The 22,664-nt window shown below is 33.1% G+C and carries 20 protein-coding genes; 10 read left to right on the top strand and 10 right to left on the bottom strand.

From position 1 onward, the window contains the following. From porG to ACFS5J_RS07515, 3 genes are all read right to left on the bottom strand, one after another. Nucleotides 1-684, bottom strand: a complete 684-nt coding sequence (gene porG / locus ACFS5J_RS07525) for a type IX secretion system protein PorG (RefSeq protein WP_379811461.1) — start codon at nucleotides 682-684, stop codon at nucleotides 1-3. Nucleotides 685-785: 101 nt separating this feature from the next. Further along, nucleotides 786-1,664, bottom strand: a complete 879-nt coding sequence (locus ACFS5J_RS07520) for an NAD kinase (protein WP_379811479.1) — start codon at nucleotides 1,662-1,664, stop codon at nucleotides 786-788. Nucleotides 1,665-1,669: 5 nt separating this feature from the next. Further along, complete coding sequence (locus ACFS5J_RS07515) at nucleotides 1,670-2,329, bottom strand: CBS domain-containing protein (RefSeq protein WP_379811460.1); 660 nt, start codon at nucleotides 2,327-2,329, stop codon at nucleotides 1,670-1,672. Nucleotides 2,330-2,422: 93 nt separating this feature from the next. On the opposite strand from ACFS5J_RS07515, the gene ACFS5J_RS07510 reads away from it, so the two are divergent. The 8 genes from ACFS5J_RS07510 (at nucleotide 2,423) to clpX (ending at nucleotide 10,799) form a co-directional block, all read left to right on the top strand. After that, nucleotides 2,423-3,136, top strand: coding sequence for a pyridoxine 5'-phosphate synthase (locus tag ACFS5J_RS07510; RefSeq protein ID WP_379811459.1), 714 nt, complete (start codon nucleotides 2,423-2,425; stop codon nucleotides 3,134-3,136). Beyond that, nucleotides 3,136-3,897: an alpha/beta fold hydrolase gene (locus tag ACFS5J_RS07505; protein WP_379811458.1), complete on the top strand. Its 762-nt coding sequence runs from the start codon at nucleotides 3,136-3,138 to the stop codon at nucleotides 3,895-3,897. The genes ACFS5J_RS07510 and ACFS5J_RS07505 overlap by 1 nt, the downstream gene beginning before the upstream one ends. Nucleotides 3,898-4,021: 124 nt before the next feature. Continuing rightward, a complete protein-coding gene (locus ACFS5J_RS07500) occupies nucleotides 4,022-5,284 on the top strand; it encodes an OmpP1/FadL family transporter (protein WP_379811457.1) in 1,263 nt (420 codons plus the stop codon). A gap of 15 nt (nucleotides 5,285-5,299) precedes the next feature. Next, nucleotides 5,300-6,916 carry a G-D-S-L family lipolytic protein gene (locus ACFS5J_RS07495; protein WP_379811456.1) on the top strand — a complete coding sequence of 539 codons (1,617 nt, stop codon included), beginning with the start codon at nucleotides 5,300-5,302 and terminating at the stop codon, nucleotides 6,914-6,916. A gap of 85 nt (nucleotides 6,917-7,001) precedes the next feature. After that, a complete protein-coding gene (locus ACFS5J_RS07490; RefSeq protein ID WP_379811455.1) occupies nucleotides 7,002-7,346 on the top strand; it encodes a phage holin family protein in 345 nt (114 codons plus the stop codon). Nucleotides 7,347-7,445: 99 nt separating this feature from the next. Beyond that, entirely contained in the window at nucleotides 7,446-8,771 is a 1,326-nt protein-coding gene (tig, locus tag ACFS5J_RS07485) for a trigger factor (RefSeq protein WP_379811454.1), read from the top strand. Between the two features lie 81 nt (nucleotides 8,772-8,852). Then, complete coding sequence (gene clpP / locus ACFS5J_RS07480; RefSeq protein ID WP_379811453.1) at nucleotides 8,853-9,524, top strand: ATP-dependent Clp endopeptidase proteolytic subunit ClpP; 672 nt, start codon at nucleotides 8,853-8,855, stop codon at nucleotides 9,522-9,524. 42 nt (nucleotides 9,525-9,566) lie between these two features. Continuing rightward, nucleotides 9,567-10,799 carry an ATP-dependent Clp protease ATP-binding subunit ClpX gene (gene clpX, locus ACFS5J_RS07475; protein WP_379811452.1) on the top strand — a complete coding sequence of 411 codons (1,233 nt, stop codon included), beginning with the start codon at nucleotides 9,567-9,569 and terminating at the stop codon, nucleotides 10,797-10,799. Nucleotides 10,800-10,997: 198 nt separating this feature from the next. Here clpX and ACFS5J_RS07470 read toward each other — a convergent pair whose 3' ends face one another. Next, complete coding sequence (locus ACFS5J_RS07470) at nucleotides 10,998-12,566, bottom strand: OmpA family protein (RefSeq protein ID WP_379811451.1); 1,569 nt, start codon at nucleotides 12,564-12,566, stop codon at nucleotides 10,998-11,000. A gap of 356 nt (nucleotides 12,567-12,922) precedes the next feature. Beyond that, nucleotides 12,923-14,446: a GH3 auxin-responsive promoter family protein gene (locus ACFS5J_RS07465; RefSeq protein WP_379811450.1), complete on the bottom strand. Its 1,524-nt coding sequence runs from the start codon at nucleotides 14,444-14,446 to the stop codon at nucleotides 12,923-12,925. Nucleotides 14,447-14,546: 100 nt separating this feature from the next. On the opposite strand from ACFS5J_RS07465, the gene ACFS5J_RS07460 reads away from it, so the two are divergent. After that, nucleotides 14,547-15,338 carry a DUF2797 domain-containing protein gene (locus tag ACFS5J_RS07460; RefSeq protein WP_379811449.1) on the top strand — a complete coding sequence of 264 codons (792 nt, stop codon included), beginning with the start codon at nucleotides 14,547-14,549 and terminating at the stop codon, nucleotides 15,336-15,338. A gap of 47 nt (nucleotides 15,339-15,385) precedes the next feature. Here the strand turns inward: ACFS5J_RS07460 and ACFS5J_RS07455 are convergent, their stop codons facing one another. From ACFS5J_RS07455 to sppA, 3 genes are all read right to left on the bottom strand, one after another. After that, nucleotides 15,386-17,980 (bottom strand): AsmA-like C-terminal region-containing protein, encoded by a 2,595-nt coding sequence (locus ACFS5J_RS07455; RefSeq protein ID WP_379811448.1) that lies wholly within the window; start codon nucleotides 17,978-17,980, stop codon nucleotides 15,386-15,388. A gap of 87 nt (nucleotides 17,981-18,067) precedes the next feature. Beyond that, complete coding sequence (locus tag ACFS5J_RS07450) at nucleotides 18,068-18,775, bottom strand: queuosine precursor transporter (protein WP_379811447.1); 708 nt, start codon at nucleotides 18,773-18,775, stop codon at nucleotides 18,068-18,070. Nucleotides 18,776-18,872: 97 nt separating this feature from the next. Beyond that, complete coding sequence (sppA, locus tag ACFS5J_RS07445; protein ID WP_379811446.1) at nucleotides 18,873-20,639, bottom strand: signal peptide peptidase SppA; 1,767 nt, start codon at nucleotides 20,637-20,639, stop codon at nucleotides 18,873-18,875. Between the two features lie 116 nt (nucleotides 20,640-20,755). Here sppA and folK point away from each other — a divergent pair, with 116 nt between their 5' ends. Next, nucleotides 20,756-21,886 (top strand): 2-amino-4-hydroxy-6-hydroxymethyldihydropteridine diphosphokinase, encoded by a 1,131-nt coding sequence (gene folK / locus ACFS5J_RS07440; protein ID WP_379811445.1) that lies wholly within the window; start codon nucleotides 20,756-20,758, stop codon nucleotides 21,884-21,886. Here folK and ACFS5J_RS07435 read toward each other — a convergent pair. Continuing rightward, on the bottom strand, nucleotides 21,883-22,056 hold the full coding sequence (locus tag ACFS5J_RS07435; protein ID WP_379811444.1) for a hypothetical protein: 174 nt from the start codon (nucleotides 22,054-22,056) through the stop codon (nucleotides 21,883-21,885). The genes folK and ACFS5J_RS07435 overlap by 4 nt on opposite strands. Then, nucleotides 22,057-22,584, bottom strand: coding sequence for an RNA methyltransferase (locus ACFS5J_RS07430; protein ID WP_379811443.1), 528 nt, complete (start codon nucleotides 22,582-22,584; stop codon nucleotides 22,057-22,059). It lies immediately after the preceding gene. Nucleotides 22,585-22,664: the final 80 nt, after the last annotated feature.

Genomic DNA, 22,664 nt, shown 5'->3' with positions numbered 1-22,664 from the left:
TCAATTTGCGCAAAAACAAGGGTTTTGTCCGAAGGTGTAAGTTAGGGTGAATCCTGTAAAGACATACCAATCGTCACTATTTAGATTTCCAAAACGTAAATTTTCAAAGTTATTATTTCTAGGATTACTTGCGTCTAAGTTATCCGTGAAGGTATATCTAGCACCAACTTCTAAACCGATAATCCAATTTCGATACAATCTTGTTTTTACACCTACAATCATTGGTATTGCAAAAGCACTGTGTCTGTAATCAACTTCGCTTTCTTTTCCATTCATGTAGATTTCGTTGTAAATAAAATAATTTATCCCAGTAAACACATAAGGTGTAAAGGTGTTTTTAGAATCGTGCAGGTCAAATTCAAAAAAATTAAATTCTAAACCTGCTGAAAATTCATCAACACTATTTTTGAAAGTAAAATCTCTTAAATAACGGCTAGGTACATCGCTATCAGCGTCATGTGAGTTCAAAGTTCCGTGTGTGTATGAAAAACGGTAGGCGTGTCGAGTACTTCTGTTCCATTTGTATACAATTCCAAAGGCAAATTCATTTGGGGAAATGTAAGTTGTAGGTCCTACATCGCCAATATAGTTAGCACCTCCTAAAAAAACGCCCAATTCATTGATTTGAGCACTTGAGGAAAAATAACTTAGGAATAACAATATGTAAACGATTAACTGTCTCATTTTAAAAATAGTTTGCAAATATAACAATATAGATTTCTTAACCAACGGTATGGAATTTTATTTTAAACGCAAAAATCGGCAAAAAGGTATTGTTTTAAGGCTTAATTTCTTCGATCTTCACCCCAAAGTAGTTTTTTTCGAATTGTTTTTGCAAAACCTTCCTCCTGGAATTCTATCATGTTAATTTGGAATGGAGTCTTCTTAATGAACAAGGTGGTTTCGTTTGTTACAGATGTTATTCTGGAATCTAGAGAAACTAAATATTGTTCTTCACGTCCAGAAACTTTTAATTGAATTTCAGTGTCATCTGTAATAACTAGAGGGCGTGCATTCAAATTGTGTGGTGCAATAGGGGTTATTACAAGGCTGTTGACATCGGGCATTAATACTGGTCCACCGCAACTTAAAGAATAGCCTGTGGATCCTGTTGGGGTTGAAATGATTAAACCGTCTGCCCAATAAGAATTCAAATACTCTCCATTCAAGCTAGTTTCGATTGTAATCATGGAAGTAGTATCTTTCCTAGAAACGGAAATTTCGTTTAATGCAAAATTTAAATCTACTAAGTCAGGGTTTCTTGGTTCGCATCGTAAACTCAACAAACTGCGTTTTGAAATCAGATAATCTTTTGCAATTACTTTTGGTAGTAATTCTTCAATATTATCATATTGAACAGTTGCCAAAAAACCTAGCCTTCCAGCATTAATACCTACAATCGGTATCTTTTTATCTCTAACATAAGTAACAGCTCTTAATATAGTTCCATCTCCACCTACACTTATAAGGGCTTCAAAACTGCTGTCTAATTCTTCATGATTGCTAAAGGTTTTATAATCCGATTTTAAAATTTTACTGATGATAGTGTAAAATTGTTCTTCGATTACAAGTTCTATATTGTAGTTGTTTAAAACTTCAATTACTTTGGTAACAATGGCTTCGGTGTTGTTTTGGTAATATTGGCCAAAAAGAGCTATTTTCATCATGGTTAGATGTTTAAATATTTGTCAAGATAGTCCGAACGGTCTTTTAAATCTTTTAAGTAAGCATCTTCTTGGTGCTCCGAAATGATTTCATATTCGTATCGTCTAAAACTTTGAATAATATCGTTTAGTCCTCCTAAATTTATTTTTAGTGTGACTTCTATTTTTTGGTCAGTTATTTTTGATATAAAAAGCCCTAAAAGTTTAGCATTGTTACTCTCTACAATTTGTGCAATTTGACTCATTGAATAATCCTTTATGTCTTTTTGGATAACCAAAATGCCACCATCTTCTTTTAAAAATGGAGTCTCATGGAAAAAACGAATTACATCTTCAAGTTCGTAATACCCCAAATAATTATTTTGATCGTCTAGGACAGGGACGATATTGGTTTCGTTTTGAGCAAATATTTCCAAAACATCTAACCAAATCATATTGGAACGAACGTAGAAACGATTGAACTCATAGCGATGTTCCCCTATAGAATCGGTGCTTTTTAATATTTCTGCATTTTCTTTGCGAATACATCCTATATAAATGCCATTTTCACTTACTGGGAAATGACTGTATGTCAAATCTGTAAATAAATCTTGTGCGTCTGCAATTAGATTATCGCTTTTTAAGGGGCTGATGTCGTTGTTTATGTACTCAAATAAGCTTGTCATGCACTAGTGTTCAAATTTTACTGCAAAATAATCAAAAATACCGTATTAAAGCTAGTTATACTTCGTATTTTTGTGTTGCTAATTTATTTTCACATGACAAAATTATCAGTAAATATCAATAAAATTGCAACATTACGAAACTCACGAGGCGGTAATGTCCCTAATTTGTTAAAAGTCGCACACGATGTACAGCAATTTGGCGCGCAAGGTGTTACGATACATCCTAGGCCAGATGAGCGTCACATTCGTTATCAAGATGCTAGAGATCTAAAGCCAATTGTTTATACAGAATATAATATTGAAGGTAATCCTGTAAAGAATTTTATGGATTTGGTTTTAGAAGTGAAACCAACTCAGGTTACTTTGGTTCCAGATGCAGATGATGCTTTGACTTCAAATGCTGGATGGGATACAATTAAGCACAAAGATTTTTTGAAGGAGGTTATTCAAGAGTTTCAGCGTAACGCTATTCGTACTTCAATTTTTGTTGATGCAGATGAGAAAATGGTTGAAGGAGCAAAAGAAACGGGTGCTGATAGAATAGAATTGTATACTGAAAGTTTTGCGCATGAGTATGGTTTAGGAAATGCGAAAGGGATTGAACCTTTTGTTAAAGCTGCTTTACGTGCTAATGAATTAAATATTGGTATTAACGCAGGGCATGATTTAAGTTTGGATAATATTCGATTTTTTAAAGAAAATATTCCGAATCTTTTAGAAGTATCAATTGGACATGCATTGATATCGGAGTCTATTTATTTAGGAATAGAGAATGTGGTAAACATGTATTTACAAAAACTAAAGTAATGTTATATTCAAAAATAGAAGGGGAAGGGCAGCCTTTTTTAATAATACACGGTTTCTTAGGAATGTCAGATAATTGGAAAACGTTAGGAGGGCAATTTGCCACTCAAGGTTTTCAAGTCCATATGTTAGATATGCGAAATCATGGTAGGAGTTTTCATACTGATGAGTTTACGTATGAAGTTATGGCTAATGATGTACTGGAGTATTGTCAGATGAATCAACTGGATAATATTGTGCTTTTAGGACATTCTATGGGAGGTAAAATAGCAATGCTTGTGTCATGTTTGCAGCCTAGTTTAGTTTCAAAGCTAATAGTTGCAGATATTGGTCCAAAGTTTTATGCACCGCATCATGATTCTATTTTAGCAGGATTGTTAGCTGTTGATTTTTCGCAAAAACCAAGTCGAAATCAAGTGGATGAAATTGTATCGCAATACATTACTGATTTTGGAACGCGACAGTTTTTGCTGAAAAATTTATACTGGGAAGAACCTGGCCAATTAGCTTTTCGATTCAATTTACCGGTATTTATAAACAATAAAAGTAGTATTGGTAAAGCTTTGCCAGAAGCTTTACAGTTTGATAATCCGACTCTTTTCCTAAGAGGGGATAAGTCTGACTACATATTAGATGATGATATCAGTCTTATAAAACATCATTTCCCTATCTCTGATATACAAACAATAACTAATGCTGGACATTGGTTGCATGCGGAAAATCCTAAAGATTTTTACGACTCGGTTTTGCGATTTATTAAATAAAAATAAATTTTATTATGAATGCATAATATTTTTTAATATTCTATTGCATTTTGTATAAAAAATTTTATTTTTGAGAAAAAGATTTTTAAAACCAGAACAACTTAACTAACACATTTTTAACATTATGAGAAAATTACTTTCTTTGGCACTCTATGCTTTAGCGGGTACTACAGCTTTTGCTGGTGGGTATAGAGTTTCAATCCAAGGACAAAAGCAATTGGCTATGGGACACACAGGTGTTGCTGTGGTAAATAGCGCAGAAGTTGCTTTTTTTAACCCAGCAGGTATGGCTTATTTAGATAAAAAGTTTAATATTTCTGTGGGAGCAAATGGTTTATTTGCAAAATCAAAATTTCAAAATTCAGAGTTCAATTGGACCAATTCAACTGATAATTTTGGTACACCTTTTAGTGTGTATGCTACGTATAAATTAACAGATTGGTTAACGGCTGGTCTTGCCGTTTATTCTCCATATGGTAGTGCAGTAGAATGGGATCAAGATTGGCAAGGTGCTCACTTAGTTAATAATATCGATTTACAAGCAATATTTGTACAGCCTTCAGTTTCTATTAGAGTAGGAGAACATTTCAGTATTGGTGGTGGACCTATTTATGCTACAGGGTCTGTAGAATTTAATAGAAATTTATCGACGAACCCTGTATTGTCACAAAGTCCAGATAATTTAGCAGATGTTACATTAGATGCAAAAGGGATTTCAGCTTGGGGATATAATGTTGGTTTTATGTTTAATCCAACGGACAAAATGCGTTTAGGGATGAATTATCGTTCTGAAATTATTATGGAAGCTCGTGATGGTGATGCTACATTTAATGATGTCGCTCCTTTTGCACAAGGTGCATTTTCCAATACCCAATTTGATGCTGATTTGCCATTGCCAGCTGAATTTACTACAGGATTATCGTATCAAGTTACAGATAAATGGATGTTAGCTTTTGATTATAATTATACTTTATGGAATGCTTACGATGCTTTAGTTGTTGATTTTAAAAATGATGTGCCAACATCTTATAATGCGAGAAATTATAAAAACTCAAGTACTTACCGTGTGGGTACACAATATGAAGCAAATGATAAATTTACTTTCAGAGCGGGTTGGTATTTTGACGAAAGTCCAGTACAAGATGGATATTTCGCTCCAGAAACGCCGCGTAACGATTCTATGGGATTCACAGGTGGTTTAACCTACCAGTTGAATTCAAAGTTTGGAGTTGATTTTTCATTCTTGTATTTACACTTTGATGAAGTTGACAATTCATACGACCATTATGTTGACCCAACAGCAGGAACGGGAGAAACAATTTCTTTTGGCGGAACATATAAGTCAGTTGTGTTTTCTCCAGGTATTGGTATAACGTATGGTTTTTAATAAAATAGATAAAAAATGAAAAATAGTAAATTTATATATTTAACGGTTTTTGCTGCGGTTTTTGCAGCTTGTGAACCAGAATTTGAAAATGATGTAACCGCGGATTATACTTCAGGAGAGGCAGATTTCTCTTCATATGTTGCAGTAGGGAATTCTTTAACTGCAGGTTATATGGATGGAACAGTGTATCGTTCAGGTCAAATGAATTCTTTTCCAAATTTATTAGCGCAACAGTTTGCTCTAGTAGGAGGTGGGGCATTTACTCAACCTTCTTTTGCTGATGATGTAAATAATGTTGGAGGTTTGTTGCTTGGTGGGAACCAAATTTCATCAACTCGTTTAGTAATTGATGCTTCTGAAGGGCGTCCTGAAAATATTGCAGGTACACCTAGCATTGAAGTGGCAAATCAGCAAGCAACAGCTTATAATAATATGGGAATTCCTGGGGCAAAATCTTTTCACTTGTTGGCACCTGGCTATGGTTCTCTTACAGGTTTAGGGCAACAACCACCCACAGCAAATCCTTATTTTGTACGTCATGCAACATCACCAAACGCAACAGTTTTAGGAGATGCGGTGTCTAAAAACCCAACTTTTTTTACCAATTGGATTGGTGCAAACGATGTACTTAGTTACGCAACAAATGGTGGTGCACAAGCTGATGGTGTAACGCCGGCAGATGATCATAATGAAACAGGAAATTTAAATCCACTAACTTATGGTGGTAACGATATTACCAATGCCAGTGTTTTTGCTTTGACTTATGATTTAATTATTAATGGGGGTACACATCCTTTATTAGGTCCGGTTACAGGTTTGACTTCTGGTGGGGCAAAAGGAGTTGTGGCTACAATTCCAAGTGTTACCTCAATTCCTTATTTTACAACTGTACCTTACAATCCGATTAGTGCTGAGGTTATCAATGCAAACCCACAAGCAGCTTTGTTAACGCAGCTGTATCAGTTTTTAGCAGTTGCAACAAATGGGAGGATTAGTCCTCTTAATACAACAGCAGGAACTACAAATCCGGTTTTAATCTCCGATGTAGCTTTGACGGATTTAGGGGCGCAAATTACAGCTTATGCAAATGCTTCTGGAAATCCATTATTAGTGGCTAATGCAAATGCTTTGGGTGCTTTGTACGGTAGAGCGCGTCATGCTTCTGCATCTGATTTAATTGTTTTGCCTGCGTCATCAGTAATTGGTGCATCAAATGGTGGTCAAGCTCCTTTTGATGTTGTTGGTGTGACTTTCCCAATGTCAAATAAATGGGTGTTGACATCTGCTGAGCAAGCTAAAGTTGAAGCAGCAACTGTTGCATACAATAATGCTATAGTTGCAATTGCGAATGCAAAGAATTTAGCAGTTGCTGATATGAATGCAATTATGAATCAATTGGTAAGTGGGTTGCGTATTGAAACAGGACAGACTTATACAGCAAACTATTTTAGTGGCTCTACTACGGAAGGTCAAGTATTGTTTTCATTAGATGGAGTACATCCTAATGCTAGAGGATATGCTGTAATTGCTAATGAAATTTTAAAAGTTATAAATGCGCATTATGGAGCGAAATTGCCACTTCATAATCCGGGTTATTTTACAGGTACACAAATTGTTCCAGTGAATAACTAATATGTTTTAGATAATAAGTTAATATTAAAAGGCACCTATTTGGTGTCTTTTTTTTATCTTTATGAAAACCTTAAATATATTGATTATGAATTTATTAGTGCGATTACTGATAACAACAATCTTAATTGTGGTTGTTGCAAATTTTTTACCTGGAGTTTCAGTGGATAATTTTACTACCAGTTTAATAGTAGCGGTAGTTTTAGGACTTCTCAATACTTTTTTAAAACCTTTTTTGGTTTTTTTAACCATTCCAGTAACCTTGATAACCTTAGGATTATTTTTGTTGGTAATCAATGCGGTAATAATAATGTTGGGCGATTATTTTGTTGATGGATTTCACGTTTCAGGTTTTTGGAGCGCTTTTTTCTTTAGTATTATATTGACTTTTAGTCAGACGATAATGAATAATTTTTTTGTTGATGAAAAGTAAAATTTAGTAAACTGAAATTCAATTAATTAAAAACTTGTTTGGGTTGTAAAAATTGTATAATTTTGCAACCCAATTTTTATGACATTAAAATAACATATAATGAACATTTCAAGAGAGCAAGTAGATGCATTAAATGCTATTGTTACAGTAGCAATTTCAAAAGATGATTACGCAGATAAAGTAAACAAAGTTTTAGCTGATTATAGAAAGCACGCAAATATCCCAGGTTTTAGAAAAGGTGCAGTTCCAATGAGTTTGATTCAAAAACAATATGGAAAAGCAGTTTTGTTAGACGAGGTAAATAAATTATTACAATCTTCTTTGAATGATTATTTAGTAGAAGAAAAATTAGATATTTTAGGTAACCCACTACCAAAAATTACTGAAGATTTTAATTGGGATAAAGAAGATTTTACTTTTGAATTTGAATTAGGTCTTGCTCCAGAATTTTCTGTTGATTTAGCTGGGATTTCAAATGTAACTAAATTTGAAATTGAAGCGGATGCAGCTATGTTAGACGAACAAGTTGAGCGTATTCAAAAACAATACGGAAAAATGGTTTCTCAAGATACCGTAGAAGCAGATTTTACTTTAAGAGGAACTTTCTCAAATGAAGAAAAAGGAATCAACAATACTACAAACATTACTTTAGATATCTTCAGTAATCAAGATGTAGCGAATCAATTTGTAGGTAAAAAAGTTGGTGATGTTGTTGCTGTTGCAACTAAAGGTCTTTTTGACGATGATCACAAATTAATGGATTACTTAAAAGTAAGTCATGATGATGTTCATGGTTTAGATATTACTGTTGATTTTACAATTGAAGAAATTAATGCAGTTGAAAAAGCAGAATTAAACCAAGAATTATTTGATAAATTATTCGGTGAAGGAAATGTTACTTCAGTAGCAGATTTAAAAGGAAAAATTAAAGAGGATGCTGAAGCGCAATTTGCACAACAAGCAGATCAAAAATTCTTAAATGATGTTATCGAAGGATTAATTGAAAGCACAACTTTTGAATTACCAGCTACGTTCTTGAAAAAATGGATTCAGACTGTTGGAGAAAACCCATTAACTGCTGAACAAGCTGAGGAAGAATACGCAAAATCTGAAAAAGGATTACGTTACCAATTGATTGAAGGTAAAATTATTGCTGCAAACAATTTACAAATCCAATTCGAAGATTTAAAAGCACACACTGCTGAATTAATCAAAAAGCAAATGGCTCAATTTGGTCAATTAAATCCTTCTGATGAAGAAGTTGAAGGAATTGTTGCTCGTGTATTATCAAACCAAGATGAGGTTAAACGTTTATCAGAGCAAGTAATGAGCGAGAAAATGTTAAGCTTATTCAAGGAGCAAGTAAAAGCAAACGCTAAAAAAGTAAACTATCAAGAGTTTATTAAAGAAATGTACGGAGAATAATTCTCATAAAAAATAATTATCTTTGAACGTCAAGCTTTAAGTTTGACGTTCTTAGTTTATAACCTATTTAATATATTATTTATGAATTTTGGTAAAGAATTTGAAAAATATGCTACAAAGCATCATAAAATAAACAGCATGTATTACGATAAAATCGTAAGCCGTGTTACTCCTGTAGGTATGACACCTTATATTATGGAAGAGCGCCAGTTAAACGTAACGCAAATGGACGTTTTTTCGCGTTTGATGATGGATAGAATTATCTTTCTTGGTACAGGGATTGATGATCAAATTGCAAACATTGTTCAAGCACAGTTGTTATTTTTAGAAAGTTTAGATGCATCTAAGGATATTCAAATTTATGTAAATTCTCCAGGAGGAGGAGTTTATGCAGGATTAGGAATTTATGATACAATGCAGTTTATCAAGCCTGATGTAGCAACAATTTGTACAGGAATGGCAGCTTCAATGGGAGCGGTTTTACTTTGTGCTGGAGCTGCTGGAAAAAGAAGTGCTTTACCACATTCAAGAGTAATGATTCACCAACCTTTGGGTGGTGCACAAGGACAAGCTTCAGATATCGAAATTACAGCGCGCGAGATTATGAAATTAAAAGGCGAATTGTACGAAATCATTGCGAAGCATTCTGGGCAATCTGTTGAAAAAGTACACGATGATAGTGATCGTGATTACTGGATGATTGCAAGTGAAGCTAAGGAGTATGGAATGATTGATGAAGTTTTATCGAGATAGGTTAAAGAGTGTTTTTTACTCCAACCTTATAATTTTAAAAATATGGCGAAAGAAGTATTAGAATGTTCGTTTTGTGGAAGGAAAAAGCCAGAAACAAATTTATTAATTGCCGGTATTAACGCACACATTTGTGACCGTTGTATTGAGCAAGCACATGGAATTGTATTAGAAGAATTAAAGCAAAGCGGTAAAACAGAGCTTTTATCAGAGTTGGTTTTAATGAAGCCGAAAGAAATAAAATCGTTTTTAGACGGATATGTAATTGGTCAAGATCAAACGAAAAAAGTAATGAGTGTGGCTGTTTACAATCATTACAAACGTTTGATGCAAAAACAATTGGATGATGAGGTCGAAATTGAAAAGAGTAACATCATTATGGTTGGTCAAACTGGTACAGGAAAAACATTAGTGGCAAAAACTATTGCTAAGATGTTGAATGTTCCTTTGGCTATTGTTGATGCCACGGTTTTAACAGAAGCTGGATATGTAGGAGAAGATGTTGAAAGTATTTTAACGCGTCTTTTACAGGCTGCAGACTATGATGTTGCCAAAGCAGAAAGAGGAATTGTTTTTATCGATGAGATTGATAAAATAGCACGTAAGAGTGATAATCCATCTATTACGCGTGATGTTTCTGGAGAAGGTGTGCAACAAGCTTTGTTGAAACTTTTGGAAGGAACTGTAGTTAATGTTCCACCTAAGGGAGGGCGAAAACACCCAGATCAAAAGTTTGTTGAGGTGAATACCCAAAACATTTTGTTTATTGCTGGTGGAGCTTTTGATGGTATTGAAAAAGTAATTTCAAAGCGTTTAAACCGTCAGGCTGTTGGATATAGTTCTTCTATTTCATCTGATGCGATTGATAAAACCAATTTGTTGCAGTACATTATTCCAAAGGATTTGAAAGATTTTGGATTGATTCCTGAAATTATTGGTCGTTTACCAGTGTTGACCTATATGGATCCGCTTGATGCTAAAACATTAAGAGCTATTTTGACTGAACCCAAAAATGCATTGGTAAAACAGTACAAAAAATTATTTGAAATGGATGAGGTAGAATTCTCTATCGAGAATGAAGCTTTGGATTTTATTGTTGATAAGGCATTAGAGTACAAGTTAGGTGCACGTGGTTTGCGTTCTTTGTGTGAAGCTATTTTGACAGACGCAATGTTTGACTTACCAAGCTCGGAAGATAAAGAATTAAATGTAACAAAAGATTTTGCAGAGCAAAGTTTGAATAAAAATTTATTACAGCGTTTGAAAACCGCTTCGTAATAAATTCAGTATGAATAAAAAATCCCGCAACTGCGGGATTTTTTATTTTAAACTTCTCTCTGTTGTTTCGTTGTTTTTTCAACTTTAGAATCTGCTTTAACATAACTTGATTTGCAGTTCCATCCACTTGAGCAAGAAGTTAATAAAAAGGATGTAATAATGAGGGTAATAGCTAATAATTTTCTCATGGTTAAAGTTTTATAATGTTAGGGTTTTAAATTCAACTCTTCGATTTTCTTGGTCTTCTTTAGGGGTACATTTAATACAATTATTTAACGGTTGGCTTTCTCCATAACCTTTTGTCGTTAACCTTTTTTTATTGATACCTTTTGAAATTAAATAATTAGCTGTTGCTTTAGCTCTTCTCTTTGACAATGTCAGATTATAGTTTTCAGAACCCTTATTGTCGGTATGTGCTTGAATACTTATGTTTAAAGTAGGATTTTCATTAAGCAGATTTACAACTTTGTCAAGTGCTTTTTTTGATTCTGCTTTGATAATAGCTTTATCAAAATCAAAATGTATGTTTTCAACCGACAAATTGATTTTAGAAGGTAATTTCTTTGTTAGTAAAGTAATAGGATTGTTTAATGGTTTTTCCGATGTAAATGAATCAACATAAGGTTCAAAACCTTCTTTTTCTATCGTAATGTTATTGTACGACATGGGAAGAATTTCAAATTTAACTTTTCCATTTTCATCAGAAATTGTGTTTGTAACAACATTTCCATTTTCATCTTTAATTATTACTTGAGCATTAGGAACTGTTGTAAGTGTTTCTTCTTCAACAATTGTAAAATCTTGATCTTTTACTTCGTTGAGGTTTAATGTGAATTTTAAAATATTAAAATCACCATCACCTGATTTGTCATTAGAGATGTAGCCTTTGTCTTTATCCGCCAAGATGAATGCAATATCATCTCTTTTTGAGTTAAGACTTGCTCCAAGATTCAATGCAGGTAAATATGATTTTTTTACCATTGCACTTCGGAAAATATCATAGCCTCCAAGGTTTAAATGTCCTTTTGATGCAAAATAAAAATGATTGCTTTCTTTCGAAATGTAAGGATATTTTTCGTCTTCAGCTGTATTAATATTGGTGCCTAAATTTGTGATGTTGGAAAAAGTTCCGTCACCATTAATATCGGCTTTATATAAATCAAAGCCCCCATATCCTTCAGGTAAATTGGCAGCAAAGTATAGTGTTTTACCATCTGGGGCAACAAACGGAGTTTCTATCGACTGTCCTTCTGCTAATAATTTTACTTTTTTGATATTGACCCAATACTCTTTTGAATTCAAATCGAGCTCAGCGGTATACAGTTCTAAAGCAGAATGGTTTGTAGGATTTTCTTTTGTATAATAAATCCTTTTTTGGTCTGGTGTAAAGGCTATTGATCCCTCATTTTTTTCAGAATCTAATATTCTTGAAAACAATAATGGGAATGAAAGGTCGCCTTCAGCATCAATATTTACACAAAACAGGTTGTTATTATAAGTGTTTGTTTTTTCGTTGAATGTGGTTTTATAATGTCTTCTTTTTTTATTTGACAATATGATGTATTTATTCATGAAAAAGGCACCGCCAATTTCTGAAAGATCAGAATTAATACCAGTATCACTTAAAACAAAACGTAATCCTTTTGTTGAGTTGTCTAAGACAGTTATTAAAGAATCTTTTACTTCCAAACGCTCCGGTTCTTGCGCTGAAAGGATATAGGAATATAGGAAAAAAATGGAGGTGGTTAGCCTAGCAAGTAATCTCATAAATTAGCAATTCTAAATCGATTTTTTAATCGATTAATTAATAATTTGTATGCAAAAATATGAGTTTAAATGAATTAGCTTTTTTTTTAACCTTAAAATTTTAATGATTTATTAACAATACCGACAAAAAGCAAAAATAATCGATAAGTGGTTTAAAATTTTGTTTAATATGGAAGATTTAGCAAATTTTAGTTTTAGTTTTTGAGCTATTTGCTTCTATAACAGGTTGTTGTTTTTCGGTTTTGATTTCGCATCTTCTGTAAGGTCCACATTTATACCTTCTTGGTCCACAAGAAGCTAAAAGTAGTAAAGTGGAAATAGTGAGAAGAGCTGTTTTTGTTTTTTTCATGATTCTGTTATTGCTGTAATAGTTGCATTTGTAATAATTTCTCTAAATATTTCCGATCGTTTGACAATCTTGGTATTTTATTTTGGCCGCCAAGTTTATCATTTTCTTTTAACCAATCGTAAAATAAGTTGTGACGGGCCACATTTATTTTAAGTGGATTTAAGGTCATGTTGTTAAAGCGTTTGGCTTCATAATCAGAATTTAACAATTGCAGATTATGATCCAATAAGCGACTAAAGCTCTCCATATTAGTTGGCTTAGTCTTAAATTCAATAATCCATTCGTGAGCACCTTTTTGGTTGTTTACCATAAAAATAGGTGCAACTGTATATTCAATAACTTCACAGCTTAAATCTTGACAGGTTTTTGCAATCGCTTTATCGGTATTTTCCACCATCAATTCTTCACCAAAAACATTAATGTGATGTTTGGTTCTACCTGTAACATTAATGCGGTATGGACTCAAATTTGTAAAACGTATCGTATCACCAATAAGATAACGCCATAATCCCGAATTAGTTGTGATGACTAAGGCATAATTTTTATTCAATTCAACGTCACTTAATCGAACAATCTTTTGGTTAGGTGTTCCAAACGTATCCATTGGGATAAATTCGTAAAAAATACCATAATCAAGCATTAAAAGGAGTTCGTTTGAATCATTTTGGTCTTGAATGGCAAAGAAACCTTCAGAGGCATTATAGATTTCGTAATACTTAAAATTATCTTTCGGAAAAAGATTTTTATATTGATTACGATAGGGATCAAAATTTACACCGCCATGAAAATATACTTCAGCATTAGGCCAAATTTCAAACATATTTTTTTTATCGGTAGCTTCTAATGTTTTATTTAAAAGTACCATCATCCAACTTGGTACTCCAGCCAAACTTGTAACGTTTTCGTGTATTGTTTCGTTTATGATAGCTGGGAGTTTTGTTTCCCAATCACTCATAAGTGATATTTTATTACTAGGTGTTGAACTAAACTCTGCCCATATAGGCATGTTGTCAATCAGGATGGCAGATAAATCGCCAAAAAAAGTGTTGTTGTTTTCGTAAAGTTGTTTGCTACCACCCAAACGTAAACTTTTACCAGTGAACAATTGTGAATTTTCATTGTTGTTCAAATACAAGCAAAGCAAGTCCTTACTCGCTTTGTAATGGCAGTTTTCTAAAGCATCATTACTTACCGGTATAAATTTACTTTTCGCATTGGTTGTACCACTTGATTTTGCAAACCATTTGATTGGGGTATTCCAAAACACATTTTGAATACCCTGGCGCGTTTTCATAAGCATAGGTTCCAATTCCTCATAGGTTGAAATAGGAACACGCTCTGAAAAAGTAGCGTAATTTTTAATGTCTGAAAAACCATATTTTTTGCCTATGTCAGTATTTTCAGCTGCTTTTAATAAGTTGAAAAGTAGCTCTTCCTGAACTTCATGAGGATATTTTAAAAACAGCTCCATTTGATGAATGCGTTTTTTTAAAATCCAAGAGGCAATTGAGTTTAATATTGGTAAAGCCATTTTTTAGAATAGTAAATTATGAATTCCAAATAAGGAATGATAACTTTACCAAAAATAACATTTTTTTTAAATTTTTACTTATAAAAATTACATTTAGTATATGACGTATCAAGGTGTACTCCAAAAGATGCAGACAGAGTTTTTGAGTCCTATTCAATATTATCTCGTTTTTAAAGATAGCTTTTTGAATGTTAATCAATTGCTTGGGAAACAAGTTGAAATTTCATTCCAAGGATATGAATGTTTGAATTGCGAGAAGCAAAAGAAAATTTTCAGACAAGGCTTTTGTTACGATTGTTTTATGAGTAGTCCAGCTGTTGGTGATTGGATTATGAAGCCAGAGTTAAGTACGGCACATTTGGATATTGAAGATAGGGATTTAGCCTATGAAAAGCGAGTACAATTGCAACCACACGTCGTATATTTGGCACTTTCTAGTGAGGTTAAAGTGGGAGTAACGCGAAAGACACAAGTACCGACTAGGTGGATTGACCAAGGAGCAGTTCAAGCAATTCCTATTGTAGAAGTTCCAAATCGTTATTTAGCAGGTATTACTGAAGTTGCATTGAAATCACATTATACGGATAAAACAAGTTGGCAAAAAATGTTGAAGAACGAGGTTTTACAAGCCGATTTAGTTGCTGAACGTTCGAAGACGTATGATTGGTTACCAGATGAAGTGAAACAACATTATGCTTCAGATTCAACTTTATATAATTTAGACTTTCCTGTTTTGAATTATCCTAAAAAAGTTAGTAGTTTAAATTTGGATAAAACACCAAATTATAGTGGTACTGTTACTGGTATAAAAGGGCAGTATTTGATTTTTGAAGACGGTACTGTTTTTAATATTCGAACCTATGAAGGTTATGTTGTTAAAATAAGTTTATAAAAAAATCCCAATTCATTGAATTGGGATTTTTTTGTGTTTAGAAATGATTAATTCTTTTTACCAAAAATATTTTTGATTGTACTCTTAACACCTTCTTCTACTTGTTCTTTTGTAGATTGCTGTGTTGTTTTTGTACTGTCTTTTGGTGTACTAGAAGTAGTATTACCACTAATCATGTTGGTGATAGAACTAGTACCTTGATTAATCAAATTGTTTTTTTGCATTTGAACAATTTGGTTTGTCAAGTTTGTTGTAGTTTGCTTCATGTCTGTCTTAACAGTCGGGCTTGTAAAACTCCCAGTCAAATTAGCGGTAACTGGCACACTCTTAATTTTTTGTTGATCTGCTGGGGATAATTTAGCAATCAATGAATTTACTTCATTTCCTAAATATTTAACAGGAACATCAAATTTCACATTGTAATCCATTTTTTGGTCAAAACCATGCGTTCCGCCAATTTCAATTCCGATATCTTGATATTTTAAAGTAGTTGGTTTTAAAGCTACTTTTCCATCTTTGAATGATAAAGCAGCTTTCACATCATTCAAGTTTAATTTACTAGCGTCAAAAAAGGCAACATTTGAAGATAGACTTGACAATAGTTTTGAGTTTTGGGTATTAACCGAAGGTGATAATAATTGTCCAATTAAATCTCCTGAAATAGTGGCTAAGTCAGGGGTCATGTCATTGGTTAAATCACCCGATAATTTGATAGTTGAGTTAAGTTTTCCGTTAATAGTATTTGCAATAGGTGCGATACTTTGTAACATTTCAAGTTGTGTAAACGATTCTGCAATATTTACAGCATTTAAACCTAAATCCATATCAAATGTAGGTTGCTTCCCTTTTGTAGAAACAGTACCCGTTAATCCGATACTTCCGCCAAAAACATCCATTTTTAAATTGCTTAAAGTAACAGCTTCATCTTTGATTACTAAGTTTCCTGTTACGTTTTTAAGATTTAAATTGTCGTATACTACAGTATTAGCGCGCGCTGTTAAGCTACAATCTAAGAAAGAAGGAATTTTTACTGCTTCAGTAGTAGTTGTTTTGTTTTCTTCAGTAGTCGTTGTAGTGGTTGGTTCCATAAAATCAGAAACTACTAACCTATTTGAAGTTAAATTAAAGCTTCCTTTCAATACCTGATTTTTAAACATAAAACCATAAAAATTATCCAATGCACCGTTAATGTTAATATCACTACTACCTGTTTTGGCATCAAATTCGTTCAAGCGAATTTGGTTTGGATTAAATGTAATCGAAGTTTGATTGATTTGGAAAGGTTTTGCCATTTCAGGACCTTCATATTTGAAACCGCTCAAACTTACAGTTCCGGCATTTTGAATGTTTTGATATTGACTTTTCTCAACCGAATTCATGTCAAATTTAGTGCTAACATCTGCTTTCAAAATTCCAGAAAGTGGTTTGTCTAGTTGTACAGGATATGCTTTTGTAACATTGGCTAAATTAATTATACCTTTTAATTCAGCAGCAACAATAGGGTTTTGCGTTAAATTTCTAATATTCGCTTTTGCGCTAAATACATCTTGATCGATAGCAAATGATAATTGATCTAAATTTACATAAGTATCATTCATCAAACCAGTTTCATTTACAATATGCGTGTCAATCACAATATTTTTAACCGATTTTGGTAAATCTGGATATTGGAAAGAGGCATTGTTTGAAGCCAATTCAATATTGAATTTTGGAACCGTATTATCAGAAAGTTTACCATCAACTTTACCCGATACTTTAAATTCTCCTGTAGTTTTTACTTGGTTGATATTTCCAGCGTAGGCTTCTGGAATTAAACCTAAGAAGTTTTTAAAGTCCGATGTAGGTGTTTTAAAGTCTAGTTTATACAATTGTCCGTCTTCAACAATTTGAATGAAACCGTCAAATTCTAAAGGTAACTGATTGATTAAAGCTTTGTTTTCTTTAAACTCGTATTTGCTGTTTTCTAAATCAATTCCTAATACAGCATCAAGTGAAAGTGCAACATTTTTCATATAATTGTTGCCTTCCATTTCAAAAGATAATTTTGTAGTGGTTTTGGTGTCTAAGTCAAGTTTTTGAGCAGCAAAATCACCTTTTCCAACGTGGTTTAAACTGTCTAAAACCATTTTCATATTAGAAGCTTGATCCCAATATACCAATCTGAAATTTTCTAGTTCGTAATTTTGAATGCTTAAGTTAAAAGGAGCACTTTCCGATTCTTCTTCTGGTTTGTCATCTTTCAAAGCAATATCAAAATTTCCAATACCATCTTTGTTGAAAATAATATTAGCCACAGTGTTTTTACTACTGAAGCTTTTTAAGACCATTGCTTCATTTTCACCTTTGAAAAGTTCCTTGATACTCATTTGAACATTCAATTCGCCTGAATAAAAAAGCGTATCTCCTTCAAAAGGAGCTTTGTTAATGATGCCAAGTTGGTCAATGGTTACACTTGCATTTGGGAAGTTTTTTAAAAGACTTAAATCCACATCTGCAAACGAAGCAGTTGCATCAATATTTTCATTGATTGATTTTAAGACCAATGCTTTGATTTTGTCTTTAAACAAAAAAGGCACTGCTGCAAGAGCTATAACAGTAAGAAGTAAAAAAATACCGAGGCCTTTTAGAACTTTTTTTAACATAAATTTTATAGTTTTAGGGTGAGTTACTAATAACAAAAATAAAGCCAATTATTTTAAAAATAATTAACTATACGTTAAACTTTTTTATTAATCAATAATTAATTCATCATTTAGTTTTAGATTAAACTTTCTTCTGAAAAAGTACACAAACAAATAGAGTAAAGGAGTATCCAATAAAGCAATTAATAATTTAAAGGCAAATCCACTTATAAATAGTTTTCCAAATAGAGCCCAAGGCAATATGTTGAACGAACAAAGTAAAAATAAAACGGAAAAAGTATCTACAGCTTGAGACGTTATCGTTGAAAAGTTGTTGCGTAGCCATAGCATTTTACCTTTTGTAAGTTTCTTCCAGAAATGATAAACTTGAATATCGATATATTGTGCTGCTAAATAAGCAATCATTGAAGCCAGTACTGCCAGTGCTGTTTGACCAAATACTTTGGTAAATAAAGCATCGTCCACAGGCGAATGTTCAATAGCGGGTAAATGATTTGCAATATAAATAATAGCTAATGAAAATACGGAAGCAAATATTCCAGTTGTAACCACTTGATTGGCCTTTTTCTTGCCATATATTTCCGAAATGATATCGGTAATTAAAAAGGTAATAGGGTAAGGGATTATACCGACTGAAATTTCAAATAACTTAGCGCCAAATAATTCAAAATCGCCAAATGGATACCAATAGAAAAATTTTTGAAAAATTAAATTGGAAACGACTAATGAGCAGATAAAAAGTCCGCTAAGAGTAAAATAGATGCGCTGTGCTAAGAGTTTGTCTTTTATATTCATTCTGTATGAAATAGAATACAAAGATATTGAAACAAAGTGTTTAAAAATAAAAGGCTACTTTAAATTAAGTAGCCTTTTTTTAGGGGTTGTATTCTGATTATTTGATTTTTAATTCAAATGGCATTAACGCTTGAACGCCTCGAAGCTGGTTTGCTCTTTTAATTTGTTCCAATAATTGATAGTTTTCTTCGCCTATTTGTTCTTTCAATAAAGCTTCTTTAGTTTGGAACATTGCAAAGCCTGTAAATTGTGCAATTAAATCTTCAAAGCTCTTTTCATACTCAGGATAATTTTCCGTTCTATAAGAGTCTGTTTTGCCTAATTTAGCAGCATAAGCAATAGCATCATTTAAACCGCCAATTTCATCCACTAAACCGTTTTGTAAAGCATCAGTTCCAGTCCATACACGGCCTTGTGCAATAGCATCTACTTGTTCCGTTGTCATTTTTCTACCGTCAGCAACTCTTTTCAAGAAAACAGTATAAATGTTTTCAATTCCTTCTAACGTGACGTTTTTGAAGTTTTCATCTAATGGTTCAAAAAGGCTGTACCCAGAAGCATTTTCATGTGTCTTTACTTGTTCTGCATTGATACCAATATTTTGTGCCAATTGTGTCATGTTTGGAAGCATTCCAAAAACACCAATCGAACCTGTAATTGTACTTGGTTCTGCGAAAATTTTATTAGCATTACATGCAATATAATATCCGCCAGAAGCGGCATAATTACCCATAGAAACCACAACAGGCTTTACTTTTTTAGTGATTTCGATTTCACGCCAGATTAATTCTGAAGTTAAGGCACTACCTCCAGGACTGTTCACACGTAAAACAATTGCTTTCACATCGTCATCATTACGAGCTTCTTCTAATGAACGTTTTATTGAACCTTCTCCGATAGTGTTGATGTCGCCTTCACCGCCTTGAATTTCACCCTGAGCGTAAATCACAGCAATAATATCTTTTTTGTCAAAATTAAATGCAGTAGTCGCTACATTTTTAGCATAATCTAAAATGCTGATTTTATTGTAATCTTTCTTTGAATCTACATTTAGCTTTTTCTTAATACTATTGTGGTATTCGTCTTCATACGCGACGCGATCTACCAAGTTTTTAGCCAAAGCTAATTCAGGAGTTCTTGCGCCTAAAGAATTTGCAATTGAGTTTAAACTGTCTACTGAAATTTTTCTGCTTTGTGAAATATCAGTTACAATTGTATTCCACATCGAATTTAATAATACCGTCATTTGCTCTCTATTAGCCTCACTCATTTCTTGTGCTAAGAAAGGTTCAACAGCGCTTTTGTATTTACCATGACGTAATACTTCCATCTTAACCCCTGTTTTTTCTTGTAACTCCTTCATGTAAATAATTTCAGAAGCCAAACCTTTGAAGTCTAATTCTCCAACAGGATTAAGGTAAACCGTGTCGGCAACAGAGTTTAAGTAGTAGTCTTTTTGTGTTAGATAGTTGGAATATGCCACTACAAATTTTCCTGATTTTTTAAAGCTTTCCAATTCGTCACGCAAAGCTTTGCTTTGCGCTAAACCTAAATTTGAAAAATTGTTTAAAATGGATATTCCTTTTATTTTATCGTCTGTTTTTGCGGCATCGATAGCATTTAAAACATCAACTAAACCATTATGGTTGGTTTCAAAATAATTGAATTCTTTAAAGTTAACTTTTCCTGCATAATCAAGGTTTACTTTGGATAAATCCAACTCTATTACCGCATTTTCTTTTACTTTTACATGGTCTCCATCACCACCTGCTATTACGCCAATAATAAGAATCCCAAAAAAAGAAATCATGCAAAAAATAAAGATTCCCACAATAGTGGCTAATACGTTTCCTAAAAATTTCATTTTGTATCATTTTTTATGTCTTGATATGTCTTGCTAAATGTTAAAATGTTACATGTTTGTAAAAAAATAAAATTCCGTAAACGAATGTTTAAAATAGTTCGTTAATTTGTTTGCGTATGAAGGTTCAAAACAAAATTATAGTTTCAATAGGAAGCAATCAAGGCAATCGATTAACAAACTTGCAGAGGTCAGTTAATTTGATTCACGAGCGAATAGGTACTGTTATTCAAGTTTCATCGGTTTATGAAACGGCAGCTTGGGGTTTTGACAGTAGTCCTTTTTTGAACGGAGCGTTAGAACTGCATTCATTCAATAATGCAGAAGATGTACTTACACAATTATTGACTATTGAAGTGGAATTGGGCAGAGTACGTTCTGAAGGAGCTGGTTATCAAGCTCGGATTATTGATTTGGACATTGTAGCTTTTAATGAAACGATAGTTGATACGGAAAGTTTGAAAATACCGCATCCGCAAATTCAAAACCGCAAGTTTGTATTAGAACCTCTTCAAGAAATTAAGCCCGAGTGGATGCATCCTGTTTTAAAGCAATCCGTTTCAGATTTATTAGCTTCTACGGCTGATGACAGCAATTGCGTTGTAGTAGGGCAATTGGAGAATCCATTAGAAAGTTTTGGTTTAAAGCAGTTTAATTATATTGCCATTGAAGGGAATATAGGAGTAGGTAAGACTACGCTGGCAAAAAGAATCGCGGAAGACTTTAATGCGAAATTGGTATTAGAGCGTTTTGCAGATAATCCATTTTTGCCGAAATTTTACAAAGATCAAAATCGTTATGCTTTCCCGCTTGAGATGTCTTTTTTAGCGGAACGTTACCAACAGTTATCGGATGATTTGGCACAATACGATTTGTTTAAAGATTTTATTGTTACGGATTATCACGCTTTCAAATCGTTGGTTTTTGCAAAGATTACTTTGAACGAAGAGGAATATCAATTGTATAAAACGATGTTTGATATCGTACACAAGGAAATGCCGAAACCTGATTTGTATGTGTACTTGTATCAGAATACAGACCGACTGCTTGAGAATATAAAAACGAGAGGAAGAAGTTACGAGCAAGAAATTCAAGCAACGTATTTGGATAAAATCAACAGCGGTTATTTGGAGTTCATTAAAAATAGAACTGATTTAAACGTTTTAATTGTTGATGTTTCGGAATTGGATTTTGTAAACAAACAATCCGATTATATTCACTTGTTACGAACAATCAATGGTGAACTTTAATTTTTGTTATTGTCTCTTCTTACAATTAAGCGTGATAAAATGATAAATTGCAAAGCAGCAATAATTTTATAATCTTGAAGTGGATTGTTTGGAATCCAATCCAGAATGGTTACCAACATTATTCCAAATGAAATAAGTAATAGTAGTATGGCAAGCGGTCCGATTTTCATTTATTGCATTTTTTGAAATAAATCCCAAATTACAATACCAGCACTTACCGAAATGTTTAATGAGTGTTTGCTTCCTAATTGTGGAATCTCAATAACGCCATCGCTTAAGTTGATTGCTTGTTGTTGTACGCCTTTCACTTCGTTGCCGAAAATTAAAGCGTATTTTTCATTAGTGTTTACTTGGAAGTCATTCAACATGGTAGCGTTTTCGGTTTGTTCTACCGAGAAAACTTTGATGTTGTCTTCTTTTAATTTTTGAATAACTTCAATAACATCTTTTACGTATTCCCAAGTAACCGTTTCCGTAGCGCCTAAAGCAGTTTTGTGGATTTCTTTATTAGGTGGAACAGCTGTTATTCCGCACAAATAGATTTTTTCAATCAAGAAAGCATCGGCAGTTCTGAAAACAGATCCAATATTGTGTAAACTTCTGATGTCGTCCAAAACAACAATAATGGGTGTTTTTTCGGCATCTTTGAATTCTTCAATGTTTTTACGGTCTAGTTCGGCGTTTGCTAATTTTCTCATACTGCAAAGATATTTTTTTGTTACGAAGTTTCAAAGGATTGTTTTAAACACAATTATTGCTATTGCCACCGATTTTACTA

The sequence above is a fragment of the Flavobacterium chuncheonense genome (genome assembly GCF_042686145.1).
GTDB classification, from domain to species: domain Bacteria; phylum Bacteroidota; class Bacteroidia; order Flavobacteriales; family Flavobacteriaceae; genus Flavobacterium; species Flavobacterium chuncheonense.
This window is presented reverse-complemented; position numbering and strand designations above follow the sequence as displayed.

What these genes read in the sequence shown, in the direction of transcription:
- ACFS5J_RS07470 (WP_379811451.1), bottom strand. Translation starts at nt 12,566, where the DNA reads ATGAGATTACTTGCTAGGCTAACCACCTCCATTTTTTTCCTATATTCC.
- ACFS5J_RS07455 (WP_379811448.1), bottom strand. Translation starts at nt 17,980, where the DNA reads ATGTTAAAAAAAGTTCTAAAAGGCCTCGGTATTTTTTTACTTCTTACT.
- clpP (WP_379811453.1), top strand. Translation starts at nt 8,853, where the DNA reads ATGAATTTTGGTAAAGAATTTGAAAAATATGCTACAAAGCATCATAAA.
- ACFS5J_RS07505 (WP_379811458.1), top strand. Translation starts at nt 3,136, where the DNA reads ATGTTATATTCAAAAATAGAAGGGGAAGGGCAGCCTTTTTTAATAATA.
- sppA (WP_379811446.1), bottom strand. Translation starts at nt 20,639, where the DNA reads ATGAAATTTTTAGGAAACGTATTAGCCACTATTGTGGGAATCTTTATT.
- ACFS5J_RS07515 (WP_379811460.1), bottom strand. Translation starts at nt 2,329, where the DNA reads ATGACAAGCTTATTTGAGTACATAAACAACGACATCAGCCCCTTAAAA.
- ACFS5J_RS07520 (WP_379811479.1), bottom strand. Translation starts at nt 1,664, where the DNA reads ATGAAAATAGCTCTTTTTGGCCAATATTACCAAAACAACACCGAAGCC.
- ACFS5J_RS07465 (WP_379811450.1), bottom strand. Translation starts at nt 14,446, where the DNA reads ATGGCTTTACCAATATTAAACTCAATTGCCTCTTGGATTTTAAAAAAA.
- ACFS5J_RS07435 (WP_379811444.1), bottom strand. Translation starts at nt 22,056, where the DNA reads ATGAAAATCGGACCGCTTGCCATACTACTATTACTTATTTCATTTGGA.
- ACFS5J_RS07495 (WP_379811456.1), top strand. Translation starts at nt 5,300, where the DNA reads ATGAAAAATAGTAAATTTATATATTTAACGGTTTTTGCTGCGGTTTTT.
- porG (WP_379811461.1), bottom strand. Translation starts at nt 684, where the DNA reads ATGAGACAGTTAATCGTTTACATATTGTTATTCCTAAGTTATTTTTCC.
- ACFS5J_RS07500 (WP_379811457.1), top strand. Translation starts at nt 4,022, where the DNA reads ATGAGAAAATTACTTTCTTTGGCACTCTATGCTTTAGCGGGTACTACA.
- folK (WP_379811445.1), top strand. Translation starts at nt 20,756, where the DNA reads ATGAAGGTTCAAAACAAAATTATAGTTTCAATAGGAAGCAATCAAGGC.
- clpX (WP_379811452.1), top strand. Translation starts at nt 9,567, where the DNA reads ATGGCGAAAGAAGTATTAGAATGTTCGTTTTGTGGAAGGAAAAAGCCA.
- ACFS5J_RS07460 (WP_379811449.1), top strand. Translation starts at nt 14,547, where the DNA reads ATGACGTATCAAGGTGTACTCCAAAAGATGCAGACAGAGTTTTTGAGT.
- ACFS5J_RS07490 (WP_379811455.1), top strand. Translation starts at nt 7,002, where the DNA reads ATGAATTTATTAGTGCGATTACTGATAACAACAATCTTAATTGTGGTT.
- tig (WP_379811454.1), top strand. Translation starts at nt 7,446, where the DNA reads ATGAACATTTCAAGAGAGCAAGTAGATGCATTAAATGCTATTGTTACA.
- ACFS5J_RS07430 (WP_379811443.1), bottom strand. Translation starts at nt 22,584, where the DNA reads ATGAGAAAATTAGCAAACGCCGAACTAGACCGTAAAAACATTGAAGAA.
- ACFS5J_RS07510 (WP_379811459.1), top strand. Translation starts at nt 2,423, where the DNA reads ATGACAAAATTATCAGTAAATATCAATAAAATTGCAACATTACGAAAC.
- ACFS5J_RS07450 (WP_379811447.1), bottom strand. Translation starts at nt 18,775, where the DNA reads ATGAATATAAAAGACAAACTCTTAGCACAGCGCATCTATTTTACTCTT.